This window comes from Egibacter rhizosphaerae (assembly GCF_004322855.1).
GTDB lineage: Bacteria > Actinomycetota > Nitriliruptoria > Euzebyales > Egibacteraceae > Egibacter > Egibacter rhizosphaerae.
In genome coordinates, this window is sequence record NZ_CP036402.1 from 4,460,024 (window position 1) to 4,483,432 (window position 23,409).

Sequence of the window (23,409 nt, forward strand, 5' to 3'; positions counted from 1 at the left end):
GTGCCGTCGTCAGCTTCTGCGGCGCCGCGACGCGAGCACCTGGAGCAGACCCAGCGCGAGCGCGAGCGCGATCACGGGCCACTCCCCGAAGCGGACGAAGGGCGTCGCGCCGTCGCGCAGCTCGAGCGTGCCGACCAGCTCGTCCGCGGCGTACAACTCCGTCTGTGCCGGTTGCGCGCCCCCCGGTTCGATGATCGTCGAGCGGCCGGTCGTCGCGGCGATCGCGGCTCCACGACCGGTCTCGGCGGCGCGCAACCTCGCGGCCTGCAGGAGCTGATCGCTGACCGGCGCCTCCTCGTAGCTCGCCTGGGTGGTGAGCGCCGTGAGCGCCTGCGTGTCCGCGGCGCTGTCGCGCACGAGCCGCGCGAAGGTCACCTCCCACGAGACGACGGTCCCGAGGCTCACGGCATGGTCCGGCACCGCGAGCTCGCCCGGCAGGCCCCCGGAGACCATGTCGGTGGGCACGAGGTCGCCGACGTTCGCGATCCACCCGAGCGCGTTCCGGAACGGGACGTACTCGCCGAACGGCACGGCGTGACGCTTGGCGTACGCATCGACCACGGTGCCGTCGGGCTCGTAGAGCACGTTGCGGTTGTAGAAGCGGTCGGGTTCCTCGGGCGAGCTCGTGCCCGCGAGCAGCGGAGCGGGCAGGTCCCCGGCGGCCTCGTGCAACGCGGCGCCCGCTTGTTCCGGCGTGGCCCCGCGCAGCACGCCCTCCCCCCACAGCAGGAGGTCGACGTCCTCGTCGAGGCGCCCGACGGCCGCGATGTGGTCGGCGAGCAGTTCCTGCCGCATGCCGGGGCACTCGGCGGCGTACTCGCCGGGACAGGGATCGTCGACCTGGATGATCGCGACCTCGAGGCTGCCGACGTCCTCGGTCCAGTCCGCCGCTCCGATCGCGGCGACCGAGCCGGTGGCGGCCAGGGCCAGGATCAGCGGGACGAGCGCGCGCAGCGGACCCTCGCCCCACCATTGCAGGGTCGCGGCGAGGGCGGCCGCCACTGCGACCAACAACCCGGTCAGCCCGAGCGTGCCGACGATCGCGGCTCCCTCGCGCACCGGGAACTCGGCGCTCGACAACCCCAGCTGACCCCATTCGAACCCGCCCATCGGTGCGCGCGCCCGCAGGGCCTCGACGAGCGTCCACGTCGCCGCCACGGCGACCGTCCAGCCCAGTGGGCCGAGCCGACGGGCGGCCACGGTGGCCGCAGCGCCCGTCAGGACCCAGAAGGCCCCCTGGATCGGTGCGAGCGCGAGATAGGCCAGAACCTCCAGCTGCAGCGCCCACGCGAACACCACGCCCGCGAAGGCGACCCCGTAGGCGAGTCCCGTGATCGCGCCGCGGCCGGCCGTGCCGGACGCAGCGCACGCCCCGAGCCCCACCGCGACGCCGAGGAGGGCGAGCGGCGCGAGGTCGCTCGCCGGGAACCCGGTGCTCGTGAGGACCCCTCCGAACGCCGACAGCGGTACGAGGACCCACAGGGAGCGGGCGGGGCGACCGGGCCCGGCGCCCATGCCTGCCGGACGCGCCGCCGAGAGCGACTCAGCGGTCATACGCAGTCAAAGCAGATCTGCTCCTCGGGATCGGCGAGCTGCGCCTGACGCTTCACGAGGAAGCAGGACAGACACGTGAACTCGTCCTCGCCGGCCGGGATGTTCGTCGGTGAGGAGCGGGGTGCCTCCCCGACCGTCGCGAACTCCTCCTCGAGGTCCTGCTCCCGCGCAAGGATGACGTCGAGCGACTCCTCCTCCTCCTCGGGGGCGTCGTCGTCATCGAGATCGTCGCTGTCGTCGGCGGTGCTCGTGGATCCTTCGTCGGACTCCTCGTCCTCGGTGGTCGTGTCCGTGTCCTCGCTGTCGGGGAGCTCGTCGATCTTGTCGATCTGCTCCAGACCGCTGAGTTCATCCTCCTGGTCGAGGTCAGTGAACTCTTCGTCGCCGATGTCGTCGGGTGTCGACATGCCCGCTCCGCTCGCCTCTCAGTAGGTGCGGCTTCCCGAGCCCTTCGGGCTCCGCCGGTTCGTCCATGCTGGTCGTGTCAGGGTCGGCCGAAACCCGTCGGCCACAACCCTCACCGGGGTTGCCCCGGCGATGGGGGTGGGCAAACGCATCAGTGTGCCCGCGTGTTCCCGACCGTGTCGCGTGTGGTCCTTCGGCGCGCTCGCCGTGTGCCCGTCGTCCACGCTCCCGGCTTCCCGTGGGGGTGGAGGGGAGATGGGCAGAGGTCGACGGGCCCCGGGATGGCCCGGGGCCCGTCGGCGCGAGCATGGACGACCGTTGGCACCGTCGCGGGAAACGGGCACTCCCACGCGTTCTCTACTGAGCCGTCCGTTGCCCGTCCCGGTCGCACCGGGTACTCGGCACTCATGATGCCTTCAAGCTCCGTTGCACGCCGCCGCCTCGGCCACCCTCGGATGCCCCCGTGGGTGGCGGGTGGCGAGACGAACCCGTCGGCGTGGTGCGTGGCCCCAATACGGGCGAACCCGTACGCCACGAGGCGGGACCGTAGGCCTCGGACGAGGCGCCGTCAACCTACTCGCTGGCGCCTGTGACCTGCGAGGAAGGGGTGAACATCGAGGTCACCGGCCGACCGATCGAACCCGTTTCGCGTCCGCTCTGTGGCCCGGTGGGTCAGGGCTAACGTTCGCTTCGGCGGTAGGCCGTCGCGAGGGCGTCCGCGTACTCGTTCCAGCGCGAGCCGGCGTGGCCACGGATCCATCGCAGCTCGATCTCGGGGCGGGCCGTCGCGCGCTCGTACAGGGCCTTCACGAGGTCGAGATTCTCGACCTCGCCGTTCTTGCGGCGCCACCCCCGCGCCTTCCAACCCGGCGCCCACTTCGTGATGGTGTCGACCGCCAGGCGGCTGTCGGTGAACACGGTCACGGCCTCGCCCGGGGGCACGAGGTCGTAGCCGGCGATGAGCGCCGTGAGCTCCATTCGGTTGTTCGTGGTGTGCGCCTCCGACCCGCAGGCCTCGTCGACGATCTCGCCCTCGAGGACGTAGACGGCCCCCCAACCCCCGGGCCCGGGGTTCGGGTCCGCCGCCCCGTCGGTGAAGACACCGGTGTCGGGCCCCTCGTCGAAGTGCTCGAGGACCTCCGCGGTCGTGCGGTCGGCTTCCCGGCTGCCACCGCGCCGACGCGCGCCACCCTGCTTGCTGGGGGCCCCCTTGGGATCCGCGCCGCCGGAGCCGCCGGCGCGTCGACCGTGGCACCGCCGACAGCGCGCGGGGCGCCAGTTCGGGTACTGCGCGACCACCCGGTCCGGCAGGGTGAACGAGGCCCCGCAGTCGGTGCAGACGAGCGGTTCGGTCATGTCGGCGTTCCCACGGCTGTGCTCCTGGTCTCTCAGGCAGGCGACGTTGTCGAGGCGGCTACACGATGCCGTGCGCGACGCCGACGAGCAGCGGCGGCAGGCTCCCGGCCATGGCGGCACTGGCGATCGTCCAGACGACTCGTCGTCGCGACGGCAGCTCGTCGGCGGCGAGGTCCAGCAGGCCGGCGAGCACGAGCCACCCGGCCGTGACCATCACGCCGAACAGCAGCCCCACCAAGGCGGCAAGGCCGCCGGCGCGGCCGCTGCCCCCGAGCCCCACGACGCCGGTGACGAGCAGGCCACCGACGGTCAGGGCCACGAGTCCGCCGGCTCGCCGCGCGCGCCGAATCACCTCCGTGTCCCGTGAGGGACCCTGCGGGACGTCACCATCGTTCGACGGGTGCGCCGGGACGCCGTCGGGAGGGTCCACAGGGTTCCGGGTCATCGTGGATCGAGCAGGCCGCGGGCGATCACGAGCCGCTGGATCTGGTTGGTGCCCTCCAGGATCTGCAGCACCTTGGTCTCGCGGAACCATCGTTGGACGGGCTCGTCCGCGCGGCAGCCGGCTCCCCCCAACAGCTGGACCGCGTCGGTGGTGACGCGCATCGCCCCGTCGGTCGCGGTGAGCTTGGCCATCGCGGCGAGCTGGCCGTAGGACTCCCCCCTGTCGCGGCGGGTCGCGGCGTCGTGGAAGAGGGCGCGCGCGGCGGCCACTGCGGCGGCCATGTCCGCGAGCATGAACTGGACCCCTTGGAAGTCGCTGATCGACTGGCCGAACTGCTCGCGTTCCCGTGCATGGTCGACGGCACGGTCGAGCGCGGCCTGAGCGACCCCGACCGCGCACGCCGCGATCCCCAGCCGCCCCCCGTCGAGGGCCCGAAGGGCGATCGGGAAGCCCTCGCCCTCCTCGCCGAGGAGGTGATCGGCGGGGACCCGCGCGCCGTCGAGCACGAGCTGGCCGGTGGGCGAGGCCGCGAGTCCCATCTTGCGTTCCGGCGGTGGGAAGTGGAGGCCCGGCGTGTCGGCGGTGACGAGGAACGCGCTGATGCCGCGCGTCCGATCGTTGCTCGTCCGGCACAGCACGACGTAGACGTCGGCCGCCCCGGCATGGGTGACCCACGCCTTCGTGCCGGTGAGCACGTACGCATCACCGTCCCGCTCCGCGCGCGTGTCGAGCGCGGCCGCGTCCGAGCCCGATTGGGGCTCCGAGAGGGAGTACGCGGCGAGACGGCGACCGGTGAGCAGGTCGGGCAGGATCATCTCGCGCGGGCCAGGGTGGGCGTGGCGGAGCACCACGCCCGTGGCGAGGTGGTGGACCGACAGTCCCATCCCGAGCGCGAGGGCGCCGCTCGCGAGGGCCTCGATCGCGCCGAGCGTCACCGGGGTCGGCGCGCCTCCTCCCCCCTCGCCACGATCGAACGGGAACCCCGCGAGGCCGAGGGTCGCGGCCTCGTCGAAGAGGTCACGGGGGAACCGCCCGCGCGCCTCGTCAGCCTCGGCGCGCGGCGCGACCCGCTCGCGCACGAACTCGTGCACGCGCGCGAGCAGGGCGGTGTGTCGGTCGGTGTCGGCGCCTGGCCGGGTACCGGTCACCACCGTCGCCTCCTCGCCTGTGTCGCTCGCGTCAGTGGGCTCGCGCGGCTACCGCCGGCTGCGTGCGGCGGGGTGCGCGGTCCAGGCGGTTGAGCACTTCGGCGCCGTCGTCGGTCACGACGACGATGTCCTCGATGCGCATCCCGAAGCGGTCCGGGATGTAGATGCCCGGCTCGATGCTGAAGGCCATCCCCGGTTCGAGCGCTGACTCCCGGCCCTCGACCAGGTAGGGCTCCTCGTGCTCCTCCAGGCCGATCCCGTGGCCGGTGCGGTGGATGAAGTAGTCGCCGTAGCCCGCGTCCGCGAGGTGGGCGCGGGCGACGCGGTCGATCTCGCCCACCGCGACGCCGGGGCGCACGGCCTCGGTGGCGACACGCTGGGCATCCTCGAGCACCCGGTGGGCCTCGCGGTAGCCCTCCGGCTCCCCGGTCTCGCCCACGAGGTAGTTGCGCGTGCAGTCCGAGCAGTAGCCGTCGACCGAGCCCCCGATGTCGACGACCACCGGATCCCCTTCGGCGAGGATCCGATCGCCGCTCTCGTGGTGCGGGCTGGCGCCGTTTGGGCCGCTCGCCACGATGACGAACCGCACGTCGTCGTGACCCTCCGCGACGATGCGGTCCGCGATCTCGCGGGCGCACTCGGCCTCGCTGCGTCCCGGGCGCAGGATCTCGGGACACGCCTCGTGAACCCGGTCGATCGCGCGACCCGCTCGGCGGAGAGCGTCGACCTCCGCGGCCGTCTTGCGCATCCGCAGCTGCGCGGTGACCTCCGAAGCCAGGCGCCAGGAGGCACCGGGCAACGCCTGCTGCAGGCCGAGCACGAACATGCCCCAGAGGCGGTCGCCGATGGCGAGGCGGTCGCCCGCGCCGTCGAGCAACCCGGCGACGAGCGCGTACGGGTCGTCGGTCTCGTCGTGGACGGCGAGTCGCAGGTTGTCCGGGAGCCCGGCATCCTCGGCGCGAGCGACCTCCAATCGCGGCACCACGAGATGGTGTGCGCCGTCGGCGCGGGCGACGAGCAGCGTGAGGCGTTCGAGCGGCAGCGCGTGGTACCCGGTGAGGTACTGCAGGTCGGCACCGGGCCCCACGAGGAGGGCGTCGATGCCCGCCCGTTCCATCGCGGCCGCGGTGCGGTCGAGCGGGACGTGGGCCACGGGAGGACTCCTTGGGGTCGCGACCGGTGCGGCGCCATCGTATCGAGGGCAGGCCGAGGCCCGGGCCCGGGTGCCCCCACAGCGGGCGGGCGCCCTACACCGAGATGCGCAGGATCCCGGGGAGCAACGAGAAGCGGGCGGGCGTCCTGCCCAGGAGCTCGCCGTCGGCCTCCACCCGCCGTCCGGCCGGCTCCGGCACCGCCACGAACGGGGACTGCCATTCACGGATCTCGGGGTGGGGCAGGTGGCCGCCCCGATACAGCTGGGGGGTCAGCGTGAAGACCTGGCTCCGCTGACCCGTGAAGGCGAGGACGTTGAACCGACCGCTGTCGGGCAGCGCGCGCGGGGCCACGCGCATCCCGCCCCCGAAGAACTGGCCCTTCGCGATGACGAGGTCGACCAGGTCGACGGTCTGCTGGCCGTGGCGGATCTCCACGACGGTGGGTTGCCGGTCGACCCCCCTGATCGCGCCCCACGCGGCGAGCAGGTAGCGCACGCGGCCGAGGCGGCGCGGCAGACGGCTCGCGAGGTGGGCGACCTCCGCGCCGTACCCGACCTCGGCGAGGTTCACGAAGTACCGCCGCGCCGTACCGCCGTCCTCGTTCGTGGTCTCGGCGACGCCGAGGTCGGCGCTCATGGTCGTCGGGTCCAGGAGCCGCCCGACCGCCTGCTTCGGGGGGAGGCTCAGCCCGAACGTTCGGGCGTAGTCCCCCCCGTGCCCGGCGGGCACGATGCCGAGCACCGCGTCCTCGGCGACGGGCTGGTCGTCGGCCACCATGCCGTTCACGACCGCTTGGACGGTGCCGTCGCCCCCGACGGCGACCAGGTGCCGCCAGCCCTCGTCGAGGCTCTTGCGGGCGGCTCGCTCGGTGCCCGCCCGATCGGCCTCCTCGATGATGTCCGCGTCGGCCCCGCGGGCGCCGAGTTCGTCGCGCAGCGCCGAGGCGACCGCCCGCGCGCGCCCGGCCCCCGCAGTGGGGTTGACGAGCAGGCGGAACGGGCCCGGCCGGCTCATCCGGGTTCTCCGACAGCGCAGCAGGACCGTGTGGTGGGGCGGGTCCTGCGGGAACGGCAGACCGGGCTGGTGGTGTCGTCCACGGTGGCGGCTCGCAGTCGTCAGCTCGGCGGGCCGGCGGCGTGCCGGCCCGAAGGGTACGCCGGCAAGCCTAGAGGTCCGCGGCGACGACGCCGCGCACGATGGCTCGATGGGCGGCTTGGGACGGGCTGGCGAGGCCGGTGTCGGCGTCGCGTAGCTGCCGAAGTAGGTCGGCGACCCGCTTCGTGCCACGGACGAAGTCCCCGGGGGTGAGCTCGCTGCCGTCGAGCGCCGCGTCGAGGTGCGCGCCGCGCGCCCAACGGTGCACCACCTCCACGAAGCCGGGGTCGGGTTCGCGCGTGACCGGGAGCCCGGCCGCCTGCTCGTGTTCCGAGAGCCGCTGCCATCGCTCGTCGATCGCGTCGAGGACCTCGTCGACCCGTGCCGTGGGCGAGGCCACCGGCGGGGGGTCCTTCATGCGGGTCTCGTGGACGAACACGCTCGCGACCGCGGCGAGCTCGGCCGGATCCAGGTCGGTGAGCAGCCCGGCACGCAGACACTCCGCGAGCAGCAGGTCCGCCTCGAGATGCAGGGCCGCGAGCGCCAGCCCATCGTCGGTCGGCCGTGGAGCCTCCTGCGGGCCGTCGAGGTACCCGTGGTCACCGAGAACGCCCACGATGCGGCGGAACGTGTCCACGAGCGAGTGCGTGTGGCGAGCGACGCGCCGCTCGATCTTGGCCGTGTCCCGCTCCAGCTCGTCGTAGCGGTGCGCCCACACCTCGATCTCCGATCGGGCCGGGTCGTGATGCACCGGGTGCTCGCCGATCGACTCGCGGAGCTCCGCGATACGGGCTTGCCGTTCGGCCTCCTCCGCATCGGTCTCGGGCAGGGTGTCGCCGTTCCCGGCGTCCCCCGGGGACCCGACGCGGGGCGCCGTCTCCACCTGTCGGAGCGCGTTCGCGACCTGTTTGCGGTAGGCGGGCTGGCGGGGTCCTCCGGCGTGTGGCAGCGGGACCCTGCCGACGCGCTCGGGCGGCCCGTCGAGCTCCCGCGGGCCCAAGCGGACCAGCTTGCGATCGGTCGTGACCGCTTCGGCCAATGGCGTGCCCGACTTCGTCCAGATCACCCGTACCACCGCGACGGGCGTGTCGTCCCTGCGACCGGGGGGTCGCACGACCTCCCCGGGGGCGAGGTCGGCCAGCGCCTCGGTGATCGCCCGTTGCCGCGCCTCGCGACGCGCCTTGGCGCCGGCCTTCTCGAGGCGGCTGAGCTCTCGGCGCAGCCCCCAGTAGTCGGGGAAGTCCCCGTAGTCCGAGACGAGGTTCTCCGCGTAGCCCTCCAGGGCCTCGCGGTTGCGCTCGATGCGTGCCTCGTCGTCGACGACCCGGTTGCGCGCCTGCCACTGCGCGAACGAGGCCTCGAGCAGCTGCTCCGCGCCCGCGCGGTCGTGACGGCGCAGCAGGTTCACCGCCATGTTGTACGACGGCTGGAAACGGCTGATCAGTGGCTCGACGCGACGCCCGACGAGGCTCGCGACGGTCGTGAAGTCGACGTCGCGCTGGTGCAGCACGACGGCGTGCCCGCGCTCGTCGAGACCGCGCCGCCCCGCCCTCCCGGTGAGTTGGGTGAACTGGCCGGGGCTCAACAGCACGTGTTGCTGACCGTCCCACTTCTCGAGTCGCTCGATCACCACCGTGCGTGCGGGCATGTTGATGCCCAGGGCGAGGGTCTCGGTCGCGAAGCACACCTTCACGAGTCCCCGGACGAACAGCTCCTCGACGGTCTCGCGGAACAGGGGGACCATGCCCGCGTGATGGCTCGCGATGCCGTGGGCGAGCGCCTCGCGCCACGGGCCGAAGTCGAGCACGTCGAGGTCGGCCCGCTCGAGGTCCGCGGCCCGGTCGTCGACGATCGCGCGGATCTCCTCACGCTCCTCCTTCGAGGTGAGGCGCACCCCGTCGCCCACCAACTGGCCGACCGCCCCGTCGCAGCCCGCTCGGCTGAACACGAACACGATCGCCGGCAACCACCGGCGCTCGCGCAGGGACGCGACGAGGTCGCTGCGACGCGGCGGCAACAGCTTCGTGCCTCCGCCGGGACCACGGCCCCGCCGGCCGCGCTGCTGGGCGCGTCGCTCCAGCATGACGAGGTCCGGGTTCGGGACGCCCCCGCGTGCCTCGGCGGCGGCCGCCTCGCGAGCGGCTTTCGCGCCCTTCCGTCCCTGCCCGCCCTGTTTGCCGGCCTTGAAGATCGGCTCGATCCGGTCGTTCACCGCGTAGTGGTGGGCCAGTGGCACGGGGCGACGCTCGCTGATGACGACGTCGCAGCCGTCGCGGGTGGCCGCGAGCCAGGCCCCGAACTCCTCCGCGTTGGAGACAGTGGCCGACAAGCAGGCCAGCTGCACGTCGGCGGCGAGTTGGACGATCGTCTCCTCCCAGACCGCGCCGCGCTCGCGGTCGGCGAGGTAGTGGACCTCGTCGAGCACCACGGTGTCGAGCCCGTCGAGGGCGCGCGACCGCTCGTAGAGCATGTTGCGCAGCACCTCGGTGGTCATCACAACGACCGGCGCGTCCCCGTTGATCGAGTGATCACCGGTCAGCAAGCCGACTCGGCCCTCGCCGTGCTCGCGGCACAGGTCGCCGTACTTCTGGTTCGACAGCGCCTTGATGGGCGTCGTGTAGAAGCAGCGGCGGCCCCGATCGAGGGCACGCCACACCCCGTACTCCCCCACCACCGTCTTCCCGGCGCCCGTGGGGGCGGCGACCAGCACGCTGCGACCCTCGTGCAGTGCCGTGATGCCGGCGTCCTGGAAGTCGTCGAGGGGGTGTGCGTAGCGCGCGGCGAAGCGGTCGGGATCACTCATCGGGGCTCGCTCGGGAAGGGGCCAAGGGTCGGGGTCGATGGCACGCTCGTTGTGCGTGCTGTCCAGGGTCCACCCTACGCGGGCCGGGGGGACCGTGGCCGTGCGCGGGCTTGCGCGGCCGTGCGCGGGCCTGCGCGGCTCTGCGCTGTGTTGACCACCCGACGGTGGGACGGGGTTTACCGACGCATCGATGCCGACCGCGCGGCCTCCTCCAGGGTCTGCTCGGACACCGCTCGCTCCCCGCCCAGTGCGGCGACGAGGTCGGGCTGCAGTCCCGCGAGGGCCTCCCCCGTCGGCTCGGCCAGCCCGTCGGCGGGCGTGAGCAGGAGCGGCGCCTCCTGACGTACCGCCGCCGGGCCCCCGGCCAGGCCGTCGGCGAACGCCCCCCCGGTCGCCAACAGGGCTCGCTCGGCGGAGGCCGGGTGTGCTCGACGCGCGAGCTCGGCTGCGGTCTCGTAGCGGTTCCTCCCCGCGACGCGCTCCGTATCGGCCAGCTCCGCGAGCGTCTCCTCGACGGATGCCGAGACCGCGGCGTGGCCCCCCACCACGACGATTTCGTCGACGTCGAGCGTCCCCAACGCCTCGCGGGTCGCGGCCGGGAGTCGATCAGCCGCGGTGAGCAGGAGCGGTGCGCCGTCAGCGGCGGCCGGCGGCGTCGTGGCGAGCGCGTCCGGGAACTGCTCACCCGTGCCGACGTAGGCGCGATCGGTCGCCTCGGGGGAGAAGCCGTCGGCCGCGAGTTCCGCGGCCGTCTCGTACCGGTCCGCGCCGTACACGCGGCGGGTGCTCGCGCTCGCCGCGCCGGCGATCTCGAGGAGAACGTCGTCGCTGATCGCGGACGGGCCCCCGCTCACCACCACCCCTTCGGGGCGCAGCCGCTCGAGTTCCCTCGCGGTGGCCTCCGGCAGCGTGTCGCCGCGGGTGAGCAGCACGGGACCTGCCGCCACCGCGCTCGCGGGGCCGGCGGCGAGCGCGTCGGGGAACCGCTCGCCGGTCGCCACGTACACGCGCTCGACCTCGTCGGGGAACGTCCCCCGTGCCGTCTCGGCCGCCGTCTCGTAGCGATTCGCGCCCGAGTAGCGCGTGGTGGCGACCCCCTCGTCGTCGCCGTTGCCCGGCTCCGGGTCGCTGTCGTGGCCCCGGACGGCGGCATCCGCATCGACGCGCCCGTGGCGGACGTACTCCACGGGGGCGGCGTGCTCGGTGAGGCCGTCGGCCACCGTGTCATTGGTCGCGTCGGCGTCGTCGCTGAACAGCAGGGCGGCAACGCCCGCCACCACGGGGCTCGCCGAGGAGGTGCCGCAGAACGTCGCGTACGCGGAGCTCGACTCGATGCTCGTCGAGATGTTGCAGCCGGGCGCGGCGAGGTCGACCCAGTCGCCGTGTGTCGACCAGGGGTAACGACGGTCCTCCTCGTCGGATCCGGCGACCGCCAGCGTGTGCTCGTGCGCGGCGGGATAGATGCGCTCGGTGTCGCCGGCGTTGCCCGCCGCGGCGACGACGAGGCTCCCGGCCTCGGTCGCGTCGTCGATGGCGCGGGCGACGGTCTGCGAGCGTTCCGACGAGCCCAGGCTGAGGTTGATCACCTGGGCTCCCTCGTCCGCGCTGTAGCGGATGCCGGCCGCGAGCTCCGCAGCGGTGCCCTCGCCGTCGTCGTCGAGCACACGGACCGGCAGCAGCTCGCAACGCCAGCACACACCCGCGATGCCACGGAGGTTGTCGGTTCGCGCGGCAGCAACCCCCGCGGTGAGGGTGCCGTGCCCGTGCGCGTCCTCCGTGTCGTCGTCGCCGTCGATGAAGTTACGTCCCTCGGCCGTGGCCTCCTGGAGGTCCTCGTGGCCGGTGTCGACCCCCGAGTCCACGATCGCGACGGTCACGTCGGGATCGCCGGTCGTGACGTGCCACGCGCCGGGGGCTTCGATGCGCGCCAGGCCCCATTGGCGTGGGTAGGCGGGGTCGTTGGGATTCCGCTCGTCCAGCGAGCGTACGATCCAGTTCGGCTCCGCGTACTCCGTCGCGGGGTGATCGTCGAGTCGTTCGGCCAAAGCCTCGACCTCGCCCGCGCGGGGCTCGATGACGTCGATCTCGGCTACCTCGGCTGCCCGCGGATCGACCGCCCGCGCGGCGTCTGTGGCCGCCAGGACGTCGTCGGTCTCGGCCGCCTCGAGGTCGTCGTCGAAGCGCACGAGGACCTCGCCGGTGCTCTGCGCCTCCGCGTCGTGTGCGTCCGTGCCGGGATCCGAGGGTGCGGCCTGGAGCGGTGCGGAGGTGACCAGTGCCGGCCCCGCGAGGACGAGGCCGGTCACGGCGACCGCCCACGCGCGGCGGCACGGCCGACGGAGCAGGGCCGCGGCGCGCGGCGGTGGGCCTGACACGGATCAGCCTCTCACGTTGCTCACGTTGCTCACGTTTGTGGTGACGACACGACTCGGGGGCGGACGCGCCGTCCCGTTCGCGAGCCAGTGTCGCAGCCGGTTGCAGGCTGTGACGAACGAACCCCGCGCTGTCACACGGGTCGATCGGGTTCGGGGTGGGCGCCCCGGGCTACGTCGGCAGGCCCTGCCGGGCCCGTCGCCGCTCGCGGAACCTGGCGATGAGCACGCAGCCCTCGAAGAAGGCGATCAGGGGCACGGCCATCGCGCTCATCGTGAAGGGGTCCCCGGTGGGAGTGATGATCGCCGAGGCCACGAACGTCCCGAAGATCGCGTGCCGTCGATACTTCTTCAGGCCGGCGCTGCCGACCGCGCCGGTGAGGATGAGCGCGAGGAGGATCAGCGGGAACTCGAAGGACACGCCGAACGCGATGACGGTGAACAGGATGAAGTTGATGTACTCGTGCGCGCCGAGGAGGGGAACGAGGCCCTCACCGGCGAACGAGAGCAGCAGCGCCAGCCCTCGGGGGATCACGAGGTACGCGAACACGGCACCGCCCGCGAACAGGACGAAGCTGCCCAGCAGGAACGGGATCGCGTACTTCTTCTCGACCGGGCGCAGCCCCGGCATCACGAACCGCCAGATCTGGTACGACACGACGGGTGCGGCGATGAGCACCGCGACGATCGCGGCGGCTTTGATGCTGATCATCAGTCCGTCGAGCGGGGCGAGTACCACGAGGGCGCACTCCGCCCCGTCGCCCACGGCCGAGGGACCTGCCCGGACCTCGTCGGGCAGATCGCAGTAGGGGCGGCTCAAGACGTCGAGGACGAACTCGCGGAAGACGAACCCGACGACGAAGCCGACGCCGATGGCGGCCAGGCTCTTGACGAGGCGCTGACGCAGCTCGCGCAGATGGTCGAGCAACGACATCTCGCCGCCGCGCGGCTGGTCGTCGCCGGTCGCTTCCGGTCCCGGGGAGGTCGCCGTCATGGGTCCGCGACCCCCTCGTTAGGTGGTGTCGCGGTCCTCGGCACCCTGGCGCTCGCCCTCACCGTCTGCCACGTCCTCGGCCTCGGTGTCGTCCCCGCCGTCCTTGGCGGCGTCGAGTTCGTCCTTGGCCTCGTCCATGCCCTTGCGGAAGTTGGTGATGGTGCGGCCCACGGCACCGCCGAGCTCGGGGAGCTTCCGAGCACCGAACAGCAGCACGAGCACGCCCAGGATGATGATGAGCTCGGGCCCTTGGGGAAGGGTGAATGCGAGCATCGGTGCCTCCTCCTCCGGCGATCGGCGCCCGCGGTCCGGGTCGCGATCAGATCACCGCCAGTGTACGCGCGATCAAGCCTCAGTTGCCGTCGGGCCGCTCGCCCCCGTGGTCAACGGGGCTGGTCGTGGCCGCCGGCCCGCTGCGCAGCCTCGCAAGGCGGTCCTGCAGATGCGTGAGCTCGGTCTGCGTGACGGCGGCCTCGTCACCGAGTTCCTCGAGCAGCGGCTGCAAGCGGCGGGCATGCGAGGTCGCCTCACGCTGCAGGGCCACGGCCCGCTGGCCCAGCCGGATGGCGATGAGCACCGTCACCGCCACGATCGCGACCGCGATCGCGATCGACACCGTCACCATCACCGACACGAGTGCTCCTCCGACGCGAGTGCTCCTCCGTTGCGGCGGGTCGGGGGCCGCGGCCGCCGACCCGCCGCGCCGCAGGCTAGTCGTCCCGAGCGGACCGTTCGAAGAAGCGCAGCAGCTCCATCGGCATGGGGAAGATCAACGTGGAGTTCTTCTCCGAGGCGATCTCGCTCATCGTGGCGAGCTGGCGCAGCTGCATCGCCCCCGGGTTCTTCGCGAGCTCCGCCGCCGCCTCGGAGAGCGTCTCGGCGGCCTCCTGTTCGCCCTTGGCGTGGATGATCTTGGCCCGGCGATCGCGCTCGGCCTCGGCCTGGCTGGCCATGGCCCGACGCATGCTCTCGGGTAGCTCGACGTCCTTGACCTCCACGATCGAGACCTTGACCCCCCACGGGTTGGTCTGGCTGTCGATGATCGACTGCAGCTCGGCGTTGATCTGGTCCCGCTCGGTCAGCACGTCGTCGAGGTCGGTGCGCCCGATGATGCTGCGCAGCGTGGTCTGGGCCACCTGAGCGGTCGCGTAGCCGTAGTTCTCGACGTCGATGACGGCCTTCGACGGATCCTCGACGCGGAAGTAGGTGACCGCGTTGACGCGGATCGTCACGTTGTCCCTGGTGATGATGTCCTGCGGCGGGATGTCCATGGTCACCGTCTGCAGGCTGACCTTCACGATCTTGTCGATCACCGGGATGATGAAGAACAGCCCGGGACCCTTCGCGCCGATCGAACGGCCGAGGCGGAAGATCACCCCGCGCTCGTACTCCTTGACGATGTGGATCGACTGGCTGAGGACGAAGGCCACGACGATCACCACCACGGCGATGGTGATGAGTGTGTTGAGGTCCATGGGGGCTCCTTGGGGGCTGACGGATGCTGGGGTTCGGATCCGGGCGGTCCCGCGTGGCGCTATCGCTCGCCGGGGGTGCCGGACTCGGGCGGTCGGTCGGGCGCGGGACGCTGCGGCCGCGTGCGCGGCCGGTCGGGTTCGCGATGCCGGTCGCGCCGTGGGCGTGCCCGCGGCGGTCGGTCCGCGCCGGCACGCGACGCGTCGGGCGAGCCCGGCTCGTTCGATGGCGGCGTGTCGACGCGCGGCTCGGCAGGGGGATCCGACGGGGAGTCGGACGGAGGTTCGGACGGCGAGTCGGACTCGGTGACCGGCGCCACTCGGAGGACGAGGCCCTCGACGCCCTCGACGCGCACCTCCTGGCCCTCCTCGAGGGGTTCGTCGCTGCGCGCCTGCCACCAGGAGCCGTCCAGGTAGACCTGCACCTCGGTGGGTCGTCGCGTGATGCGGCGGACCTCGGTGACGTGCCCGACCAGCCGCTGGGGACCGGTGGAACGTACCGGGCGCGTGCGGGTGCGGGCGGCCACGACCCCGATCCCGACGGCCCCGAGGCCCGCGAGCAATACGGTCGGGAACAGCACCCACCAGGAGATGCCCAGGCCGGTGGGCTGCTCGAAGAGCAGCAGTCCGGCGACGACGAGCGCGATCGCCCCGCCGCCCGCCAACGCGCCGACGCCGGGCGCGAACAGCTCCCCGAGGAGCAGGGCGCCCGCGAGCGCGAGCAGCGCGACCCCCGCCAGGGTGGTGGGCAGCACCGAGAGCGAGTAGAAGGCCAGGATCAGCATGACCGCGCCCACGGCTCCCCCCAGACCCGCGCCGGGGTTCGCGAACTCGTAGAGGATCCCGAGCACCCCGAGGCTCAGGAAGATGAAGGCCAGGTCCGGGTTCGCGATGGCCTGCAGCACTTGGCGCGCGAAGCCCAGTTCCCGCTCGACCACGGGCGCTTCGGCCGTGTCGAGGGTGGTCTCGCCGCTCGCCACCGTGACCTCGCGGCCGTCGGCGGCCTCGAGCAGCCCGCGACGATCGTCCTCGAGCACGTCGATGGCGCCGCGATCGTCGGCCTCCTCGGAGCTGATCGAGGTGCCCTCGCGCACCGCGGAGACGGCGAACTCGACGTCACGGTCCCGCTCCTCGGCCAGCACCCGGATGTAGCTCGCGCTGTCCTCGACGAACTTGTCGAGCACCTCCTCGCCGTCGCCGTCCACCGGGGTCGCCGCGCCGATCGTGGTTCCAGGGGCCATCGCGGCGATGTGGGCGGCGTAGGTGATGAACGTGCCGGCCGAGCCCGCGCGTGCCCCCGTGGGAGCGACGTGGACGAGGACGGGGACGTCCGCCCCCAGGATGAGGTCGACGATCTCGCGGGTCGTCTCCAGTTGACCGCCGGGGGTGTCGAGCGTGACGAGCACGGCCCGTGCATCGGCGGCCGCCGCGTCGTCGATGGCGCGCTCGAGATGGTCGCGCATGGCGGGCGTCACGGTGCCGTCCATCTCGATCGCGAGCACGCTGCCCGCCAACTCTGCCTGCTCGCTCTCCCCCGTCTCGGTCGCGTCCGTCTCGGTCGCGTCCGTCTCGGTCGCGTCCGCCGTTGCGGCACCCAGGAACGGTCCTGTCGTGAGCAGCAATCCCGCCATCGCGATCAGCAGCGAGGCCAGGCGCACGCCCCAGGAGCCGCCCATCGGTGTCACCGTGCGCCCGGTGGGCGCGGGTGCGCCGGACGCGGGAACTGGCGGACTCCGTAGCGCGCGCATGCCCCCATTGTCGCAGGTTGCGCGTGCTGACAATCCCCCTCCCCCACGATCGGCCTTCCCGCGGGTGCCGAACGGGGCGAGGCCTGTCGGTCGTGGTCAGAAGTCCTCGGGCGTGTTGGTCAAGAGCTGCTGGAACCAGTCGTCCGATTCGAGCAGACGGTGGAAGTCGAGGAGGTCGTCGCGGGTCAGGGGGGGTGCGGCCGGGCGCTGCTCGAGCGGTTCCGGCTCCGGGTCGCGCACCTCGACGCCGCCGCTCACCAGCAGGCGGACGATGCGCTGGTCGGCCGGTTTGCGGACCGCCGCGGCGCAGTCGGGACAGACGAACCCGTACGACGCGTCCTCGGGCTCACCGGGGTCGACCCGCAGGTCGATGTCGGCGGGTGTCAGGCTGACCTCGCCACAGTGCGGACACGTCGCCTTGATCGTCGTCATGCCGGTCACCTCTCTCGACGCGCTGCCCCCGCTGGCTGGTCCGTCGGCGTTGCTCGTGCCGCGTTCCCCGCGCTGCGGCCGCGGCACCGGGGCGTGGGCCGTCCGGGCCCTACGGGAGGTCTCGACTGTCGAGGCGGGACCTTTAGCGACGCGTCGGGCCGGCGCTCCCACCTGGGTCCTGTGCGAGCGCGGCCACCCGCGCCGCCAGTTCGGGCGGGTCGATGACACGGAGCCCGCCCTCCCCGGCGAGCACGAGACGGGCCGCCCAATCGAGGGAGCGCACGCGCAGTGCCGCGATTCCGTCCTCCTCGACGGCACCCGTCCCCTCGAGCTGCCACCGGGCCCACGACCTCACTCGGAGCACGACGAGAGGGTGGTCCGGGGCGGGCCGGTACCCGGGGGGTCGGGCCGTCGCGTCGGGGGGTGGTGCGGCCGCGAGCTCCCCGGTGGTCTCGAGTCGGTGGACGCGATCGAGCCGGAAGTCCCGGGGTGCCTGGCTGCTGCGGCACCAGCCGCGCAGATACCACCACCCGTCCGCGCCGATCGTCGCCCACGGCTCGACCTCGCGCACGGTGGGCTCCGCGGCGTCGGCGGCGCGGTGCACGAGCCGGACCACGCGGCGGCCCTCGACCGCCTCGCGCGCGTCGGCGACCCACTCGTCGCCGTCGCCGGTGACGTCCAGGGCGACCGGCACCTCGTCGATGCCGAGCGCGGCCGCGAGCCGTGACGCTGCGTGCTCCAGCAGTGCCTGACCGCCCGCACGGGGCTCGCTCCCCGCGATCCCGGGCTGCCCGCCCGGGATCGCGGCCACCGCGTGCGCGGCGAGGAGCAGGCCCAGCGCTTGGGGCAGGTCGAGGCGCAGCGGGCGCCGGAACCAGTCGGCGAGGCGGATCGTGACCCGGTCCCCGACCACGCGCGTTTCGACGAGATCCCCACCGCCGTACCCGGGCACCCCGCAGTAACCGAGCACGTCGAGGTCCGCGGCGATGTCCTCGGGGCTCCCGCCGAACCGGTTCGCGAGCTCGTCGAGCGTCGCTCCGGGGTTGGCCAACACCCACGGGACCAGGGCCAGCAGGCGGTCGATGCGGGTCGCCACCCCGCCGTCGGACCCCGCGGCTTCCCGTGTCCCGGCCTCCTCGACCTCGCCGCGCACACGCTCGGCCTCCACCAGGGCCGACCGCCAGCCGTCCACGTCGACGTCGGCGGCCTGGGCGTCCGACGGCTCGGCCGCGAGCAGCGCCCGCGCCGCGGTCACTCGATCGACGACCGACGGCGGCCCCTCGACCCGGACCTCCGGAAAGTGCGCGAGCGCCCATCGCACGGCCGCATCGCTGTCACGGTGAAGCACCCGGAATCGCGTCCACCCGTCGGTCCGGGTCCGGCCCGGCTCGGTGGCGGCTCGCGCGACCTCGGCCTCGACCCCCGGGGCGACCGCGACCTCGAGCTCCACCGGTTCGGCCGGCGGGACGACCTCGGTGACGTCGACGGTCGGGCGGCTCTCGAAGGCGCCGGGCTCGGAGTTGAACGTCACCCCGCCCCGGATGCGGTCGACGCGGAACGCGCGATCCGCGCCCCGGTCCCGATCCCACGCGACGAGGTACCAGCGACCCCTGCGATGCACGAGCCCGGCCGGCTCGACGTTGCGTGTCTCGGGCCGGCGGTCCGGTGGCGCGTAGTCGAAGCGCACCCGCCGTTGCTCGCGCAAGGCACCGAGGAGCGGGGGCAGCACCTCGCCGTCCGGGGTGAGGCGCAAGGCGAGTCCCCCGCTGTGAGCGCTCGGAATGGCCTGGCCCTGCTCGGTCGCCGCCAGGCGGCGCAGGCCACCCGGCGCGTCGAGCCCGGCGGTGTCCAGCTGCACCGCTCGGGCGGCCGCGGCCAGCGCGGTGAGCTCCTCCGGTGTGAGGTCGAGCGGTGGGAGCTCGTACGCGTCGGTGGGAATGCGATAGCCCTCGACCTCGCCCAGGCGATCGGCGCGCGCCGTCTCGATCGGGACCCCGAGCGCGCGGAGCTCGGCCTTGTCGCGCTCGAACATGCGGCGGAACGCGGTGGCTTCCTGCCCGTAGCCGGCCACGGTCGTGCGGATCTCCTCGGCGGTGAGCGGCCTGCGGGCGTCGCGCAGGGCAATGACGAGATTGAGCAACCGCTCCAGCCGGCCTGCCAACGACTCCCCCTGCACCTTCGACGTCGCGTGGGCGATCCGATCGGCCAGGAGGGTAGCCCGTGCACCTCGTGGCGGACCGCACCGCGTCACATACCCTGGGTCGCCGGGCTCCGATCGGAGCCCGGCGACGCGTGTCGGGGGGCACGCGCGCGACGCAGTTGTCGGGAGGACGCACCGGCGTGGCCGATCAACCCGGGGGTCGTGGCACGAGCGGCTGGAGCCGCACCAGCACCGGCACGGAGGGGCCCGAGGCGCCGCCACCCCGGCGCGAGGGTCCCTGGCCGGTCCGTGCGATCACGCTCCTCATCGTCGGCGTGGCCGGCCTTGTCGGCATCGCGCTCCTCGTGACGGCGCTGTTGCCGAGGGCTGCGCTCGATGTCGCCGACGCGGTCGAGGTCAGCGCCGACCTGCCCGAGGACACCGAGTTGCCCGACCTGCGGGAGCGGTCGTTCGTCTACGCCGCGGACGGGACGCTGCTGTCGGTGCTGGCGGACGAGGAGGACCGCCGGGTGGTGCCGCTCGAGGCACTGCCCGATCACGTCTGGCAGGCCGTCGTGACCGCCGAGGACCGCCGCTTCCACGAGCACGAGGGCTATGACCCCGAGGGCATCGGCCGCGCGCTGTTCGCGAACATCCGCGAGGGTGGCGTGTCACAGGGCGGGTCGACGATCACCCAACAGCTGGCGAAGAACAACTTCCTGGACGACAGCCAGACCCTCGACCGCAAGCTGCAGGAAGTCCTCTACGCGATGGCGCTCGAGGACGAGCACGACAAGGACGACCTGCTCGAGCGCTACCTCAACCAGATCTACTTCGGCTCGGGGGCGTACGGCATCCAGGCGGCGGCCGAGGAGTACTTCGACGTCGGCGCCGCCGACCTGCGCCCCGACCAGAGCGCCCTGCTGGCCTCGCTCATCGCCGCCCCGAACGCGTACAACCCTCGCGAGAAGCCCGACGCTGCGCTCGCGCGTCGTGACGGGGTCCTCCGTGCGATGGCCGAGGAGGGGTACCTGAGCGGGCGGGTGGTGGACGACCTCACCGAGGCGGATCTCGAGATCGCGGAACGCCGGGAGCGGGAGGTCCGCGAGCCCTTCGTGGTCGAGGAGGTCAAGCGCCAGTTCCTCGCCGACGAGCGGTACGGCGACACGCGGGAGGAGCGCGCGGAGTTGCTGTTCGGTGGCGGGATCGAGATCCACACGACCATCGATCCGGACCTGCAGGACATCGCCCGCGACGTGGTCGCCGAGTCCTTCCCTGAGGGCGAGCCGACCGCGGCCATCGCGACCGTCGAGCCGGCCAGTGGCGCGGTACAGGCCGTGCACTCGGGGGGCAGCTTCGAGGACGAGCAGTTCGATCTCGCCACGCAGGGCCGACGTCCACCCGGCAGTGCGTTCAAGACGTTCACCCTGTTCGAGGCCCTGCGCCAGGGGTTCCCGCCGGAACTCATGCTGGAGTCCGGGAGCCCGATGGAGTTCGAGGAGGCCCCCGGGGACGACACGTGGGAGGCCAGGAACTTCGGAGGGGCCGACTACGACTCGATCGACCTCGCGGAGGCCACCCGCAACAGCGTGAACACGTACTACGCGCAGCTGTGGTTCATGGCCGGCCCCGAAGATGTGGTCGACTTTACCGAGGAGCTCGGGATCGATCGTGCCGCCTACGGCGACGACGATGAACTGTGGGGGCCGTACTCGCTCGGGGGTCTGACGCACGGGATCAAGCCGGTCGAGATGGCCAGCGCGTACGGGGCCATCGCGAACGACGGGATCCACCACGACTGGTACCTGATCGACCGCGTCGAGAGCCGGGACGAGACGCTCTACCAGCACGAGTTCGACGGGACGCAGGTCATCCCCCAAGGGGTGAACGCGGTGGGGCGCGACATCCTGCTCGAGACCGTCAACGAGGGCACGGGTACCGCGGCCCGGATGCAGGGGTGGGACGTCGCCGGCAAGACGGGAACGACGAACGACAGCGCCGACGCTTGGTTCGCTGGCTTCACGCCGAATCTCTCGACGTCGGTCTGGGTGGGCCACCCCTCGGGGCAGGTGCCGATGCCCGGGGCCACGGGCGGCGACCTCGCCGCCCCGGTCTGGCAGACGTTCATGACCCGGGTGCTCGAGGACGCCGAGCCCGAGCGGTTCCCCGACGTCGATCGGGACCAGTTCGCCGCCGACTTCGACGGCGACGAGGTCGAGGTTCCGGACGTGACCGGGATGGACGAGGACGAGGCCGTCGCCGAGCTCGCGCAGGCCCGGTTGGGCTCCTCGATCACCCTGACGAGCTCGTTCGCTCCTGCCGGGGAGGTGGTGCAGCAGTCACCGACCGGTGGATCCACCACCGAGATCGCGACGACGGTCGACCTGTACGTCTCGACCGGCGAGTCGCCGGAGGTCAACGTCCCTGACGTCGTCGGCGCGAGCGAGGGTGCGGCCATCGCCGCACTGCAGAACGCCGGATTCGACGTCCAGGTCAACCCGGTGGGCTCGTCCTCCCCCGCCGGCCAGGTCGTCGACCAGTCCCCCGGCGGGGGCGCAGCGGTTTCCGCCAACATCACGGTGACGATCGCGGTCTCGCAAGGAAGTGGGAACGGCACCGACGACGAGGACTCGCCGGACGACCCCGACCCGCCGCCCGACGACGAGGACGAGCCCGACGACGGTGGCGGTGGCGGTGACGGTGATGGGGCCGATGACGGCAACGGCGGCGGCGACGGCGGCGACGACGGCGCGGACGGGCAGAGCGGCGACGGCCGCAACGGCGACAACGGCGACAACGGCGGCGGCAACGACGACAACGACGGCGCCGAGGAGGACCCCTAGCTGGTGGACTGCGGGTCCGCGCGGCCCTACATGCTCGCGATGAGCTTGTCGACGCGCTCGTCGCTCGAGCGGAAGGGATCCTTGCACAGCACCGTGCGCTGGGCTTGATCGTTCAGCTTCAGGTGCACCCAGTCGACGGTGAAGTCGCGCCGGCGGCGCTTGGCCTCGCGGATGAAGGCCCCGCGCAGCGCCGCCCGAGTGGTCTCCGGCGGGTTCTCCATCGCGTGCGCGATCGCCTCGTCATCGACGACTCGGTCCATCCTTCCCCGGCGCTCCAGCAACTGCTGCAGTCCCCGAGCACGGCTCACGTCGTGGTACTGCAGGTCCAGCATCCCGACGCGGGGGCTCGACAGCGGCAGGTCGTGCCGGCGGCGGAAGTCCTCGACCAGGTGATACTTGGCGACCCAGTCGCACTCGCGGGACAGCTTCAGCGGGTCGTCTGCCAACGTGTCCAGCACCCGCCCCCACTCGGCGAGGACGAGGTCGGTCTCGGGGTCGGAGCCCTCGTGCTCGATGAACTGGGCGACTCGCTCGAAGTACTCGCGTTGGATCTCGAGCGCGCTCATCTCGCGACCTCCCGCGAGGCGGACGCGGCGCTGACAGGTCATGTCGTGGCTGATCTCGCGGATCGCGCGGATCGGGTTGTCGAGCGAGAGATCGCGCATCACCGTGCCGGCCTCGACCATGCGCAGCACGAGGTCGGTGGTGGCGAGCTTGAGCCACGTGGCGTACTCGCTCATGTTCGAGTCGCCGACGATGACGTGCAGCCGACGGTACCGCTCGGCATCGGCGTGCGGCTCGTCGCGGCTGTTGATGATCGGGCGGCTGCGCGTCGTCGCGCTCGAGAGCCCCTCCCAGATGTGCTCCGCTCGCTGGGAGATCGAGTAGACGGCGCCGCGGGGGGTCTGCAGCACCTTGCCCGCGCCGGCGAAGATCTGTCTCGAGACGAGGAACGGGATCAGCGTGTCCGCGAGCCGCTGGAACTCGCCGAAGCGGGCCACGAGGTAGTTCTCGTGGCTGCCGTAGGAGTTGCCGGCCGAATCGGTGTTGTTCTTGAACAGGTAGATCTCGCCGGCGATCCCCTCCTCGTGCAGTCGCTGCTCCGCCTGCTCGGTCAGCGACTCCAGGATCCGCTCCCCCGCCTTGTCGTGTGTGACGACGGCCCGCACCGAGTCGCACTCGGGCGTGGCGTACTCGGGGTGGCTGCCGACGTCGAGGTAGAGGCGGGCGCCGTTCTCGAGGAAGACGTTCGAGGAGCGCCCCCACGAGACGACCCGGCGGAAGAGGTAGCGGGCCACCTCGTCCGGTGACAGGCGCCGTTGCCCGCGGAAGGCGCACGTGACGCCGTACTCGACCTCGAGACCGAAGATGCGGCGTTCCATGCGGGTTCCTCCCGGCTCTGGGATGCCCAGTCTACGGCTTGGGTTCGGCCAGCGGCCGCGAGGGTC

The 23,409-nt window shown here is 72.5% G+C and carries 18 protein-coding genes; 1 reads left to right on the forward strand and 17 read right to left on the reverse strand.

Translation table 11 applies throughout. From position 1 onward, the window contains the following. Positions 1-9: 9 nt before the first annotated feature. The 16 genes from lnt to ER308_RS20540 all read right to left on the reverse strand — a co-directional run bounded on the left by lnt (position 10) and on the right by ER308_RS20540 (position 19,139). Positions 10-1,554: an apolipoprotein N-acyltransferase gene (lnt, locus tag ER308_RS20465; RefSeq protein ID WP_131156697.1), complete on the reverse strand. Its 1,545-nt coding sequence runs from the start codon at positions 1,552-1,554 to the stop codon at positions 10-12. Then, positions 1,551-1,961 (reverse strand): DUF4193 family protein, encoded by a 411-nt coding sequence (locus ER308_RS20470; RefSeq protein WP_131156698.1) that lies wholly within the window; start codon positions 1,959-1,961, stop codon positions 1,551-1,553. Before ER308_RS20470 ends, lnt begins: the two co-directional genes overlap by 4 nt. A gap of 676 nt (positions 1,962-2,637) precedes the next feature. Further along, entirely contained in the window at positions 2,638-3,315 is a 678-nt protein-coding gene (locus ER308_RS20475) for a ribonuclease H family protein (RefSeq protein WP_131156699.1), read from the reverse strand. A gap of 58 nt (positions 3,316-3,373) precedes the next feature. Beyond that, positions 3,374-3,760: a hypothetical protein gene (locus ER308_RS20480; protein ID WP_131156700.1), complete on the reverse strand. Its 387-nt coding sequence runs from the start codon at positions 3,758-3,760 to the stop codon at positions 3,374-3,376. Beyond that, positions 3,757-4,911 (reverse strand): acyl-CoA dehydrogenase family protein, encoded by a 1,155-nt coding sequence (locus ER308_RS20485; RefSeq protein WP_131156701.1) that lies wholly within the window; start codon positions 4,909-4,911, stop codon positions 3,757-3,759. The genes ER308_RS20480 and ER308_RS20485 overlap by 4 nt, the downstream gene beginning before the upstream one ends. Positions 4,912-4,939: 28 nt before the next feature. After that, entirely contained in the window at positions 4,940-6,061 is a 1,122-nt protein-coding gene (locus ER308_RS20490; RefSeq protein WP_131156702.1) for a M24 family metallopeptidase, read from the reverse strand. A 94-nt stretch (positions 6,062-6,155) separates the two neighbouring features. Further along, on the reverse strand, positions 6,156-7,076 hold the full coding sequence (locus tag ER308_RS20495; protein WP_131156703.1) for a diacylglycerol/lipid kinase family protein: 921 nt from the start codon (positions 7,074-7,076) through the stop codon (positions 6,156-6,158). 151 nt (positions 7,077-7,227) lie between these two features. Next, complete coding sequence (locus ER308_RS20500) at positions 7,228-9,960, reverse strand: DEAD/DEAH box helicase (RefSeq protein WP_131156704.1); 2,733 nt, start codon at positions 9,958-9,960, stop codon at positions 7,228-7,230. A 176-nt stretch (positions 9,961-10,136) separates the two neighbouring features. Then, positions 10,137-12,335, reverse strand: coding sequence for a cell wall-binding repeat-containing protein (locus tag ER308_RS20505; protein ID WP_131156705.1), 2,199 nt, complete (start codon positions 12,333-12,335; stop codon positions 10,137-10,139). 169 nt (positions 12,336-12,504) lie between these two features. Further along, positions 12,505-13,326, reverse strand: coding sequence for a twin-arginine translocase subunit TatC (gene tatC, locus ER308_RS20510; protein ID WP_131156706.1), 822 nt, complete (start codon positions 13,324-13,326; stop codon positions 12,505-12,507). 18 nt (positions 13,327-13,344) lie between these two features. Continuing rightward, complete coding sequence (locus tag ER308_RS20515) at positions 13,345-13,599, reverse strand: Sec-independent protein translocase subunit TatA/TatB (RefSeq protein ID WP_131156707.1); 255 nt, start codon at positions 13,597-13,599, stop codon at positions 13,345-13,347. Positions 13,600-13,678: 79 nt separating this feature from the next. Next, on the reverse strand, positions 13,679-13,960 hold the full coding sequence (locus ER308_RS20520) for a hypothetical protein (RefSeq protein ID WP_131156708.1): 282 nt from the start codon (positions 13,958-13,960) through the stop codon (positions 13,679-13,681). Positions 13,961-14,036: 76 nt separating this feature from the next. Then, complete coding sequence (locus ER308_RS20525; protein ID WP_131156709.1) at positions 14,037-14,801, reverse strand: slipin family protein; 765 nt, start codon at positions 14,799-14,801, stop codon at positions 14,037-14,039. A gap of 59 nt (positions 14,802-14,860) precedes the next feature. Then, on the reverse strand, positions 14,861-16,474 hold the full coding sequence (locus tag ER308_RS20530) for an NfeD family protein (RefSeq protein ID WP_131156710.1): 1,614 nt from the start codon (positions 16,472-16,474) through the stop codon (positions 14,861-14,863). A gap of 168 nt (positions 16,475-16,642) precedes the next feature. Further along, entirely contained in the window at positions 16,643-16,978 is a 336-nt protein-coding gene (locus ER308_RS22165) for a hypothetical protein (protein ID WP_205745774.1), read from the reverse strand. Between the two features lie 142 nt (positions 16,979-17,120). Continuing rightward, a complete protein-coding gene (locus ER308_RS20540; RefSeq protein WP_131156711.1) occupies positions 17,121-19,139 on the reverse strand; it encodes a helix-turn-helix transcriptional regulator in 2,019 nt (672 codons plus the stop codon). A gap of 179 nt (positions 19,140-19,318) precedes the next feature. On the opposite strand from ER308_RS20540, the gene ER308_RS21900 reads away from it, so the two are divergent. Beyond that, positions 19,319-21,961, forward strand: coding sequence for a transglycosylase domain-containing protein (locus ER308_RS21900; RefSeq protein ID WP_165492288.1), 2,643 nt, complete (start codon positions 19,319-19,321; stop codon positions 21,959-21,961). Positions 21,962-21,987: 26 nt separating this feature from the next. On the opposite strand, the gene pafA is transcribed toward ER308_RS21900, so the two are convergent. After that, complete coding sequence (gene pafA / locus ER308_RS20560; RefSeq protein ID WP_131156712.1) at positions 21,988-23,343, reverse strand: Pup--protein ligase; 1,356 nt, start codon at positions 23,341-23,343, stop codon at positions 21,988-21,990. Positions 23,344-23,409 lie beyond the last annotated feature (66 nt).

What these genes read in the sequence shown, in the direction of transcription:
- lnt (WP_131156697.1), bottom strand. Translation starts at nt 1,554, where the DNA reads ATGACCGCTGAGTCGCTCTCGGCGGCGCGTCCGGCAGGCATGGGCGCC.
- ER308_RS20470 (WP_131156698.1), bottom strand. Translation starts at nt 1,961, where the DNA reads ATGTCGACACCCGACGACATCGGCGACGAAGAGTTCACTGACCTCGAC.
- ER308_RS20475 (WP_131156699.1), bottom strand. Translation starts at nt 3,315, where the DNA reads ATGACCGAACCGCTCGTCTGCACCGACTGCGGGGCCTCGTTCACCCTG.
- ER308_RS20480 (WP_131156700.1), bottom strand. Translation starts at nt 3,760, where the DNA reads ATGACCCGGAACCCTGTGGACCCTCCCGACGGCGTCCCGGCGCACCCG.
- ER308_RS20495 (WP_131156703.1), bottom strand. Translation starts at nt 7,076, where the DNA reads ATGAGCCGGCCGGGCCCGTTCCGCCTGCTCGTCAACCCCACTGCGGGG.
- ER308_RS20500 (WP_131156704.1), bottom strand. Translation starts at nt 9,960, where the DNA reads ATGAGTGATCCCGACCGCTTCGCCGCGCGCTACGCACACCCCCTCGAC.
- tatC (WP_131156706.1), bottom strand. Translation starts at nt 13,326, where the DNA reads ATGACGGCGACCTCCCCGGGACCGGAAGCGACCGGCGACGACCAGCCG.
- ER308_RS20515 (WP_131156707.1), bottom strand. Translation starts at nt 13,599, where the DNA reads ATGCTCGCATTCACCCTTCCCCAAGGGCCCGAGCTCATCATCATCCTG.
- ER308_RS20525 (WP_131156709.1), bottom strand. Translation starts at nt 14,801, where the DNA reads ATGGACCTCAACACACTCATCACCATCGCCGTGGTGGTGATCGTCGTG.
- ER308_RS20530 (WP_131156710.1), bottom strand. Translation starts at nt 16,474, where the DNA reads ATGGGCGGCTCCTGGGGCGTGCGCCTGGCCTCGCTGCTGATCGCGATG.
- ER308_RS22165 (WP_205745774.1), bottom strand. Translation starts at nt 16,978, where the DNA reads ATGACGACGATCAAGGCGACGTGTCCGCACTGTGGCGAGGTCAGCCTG.
- pafA (WP_131156712.1), bottom strand. Translation starts at nt 23,343, where the DNA reads ATGGAACGCCGCATCTTCGGTCTCGAGGTCGAGTACGGCGTCACGTGC.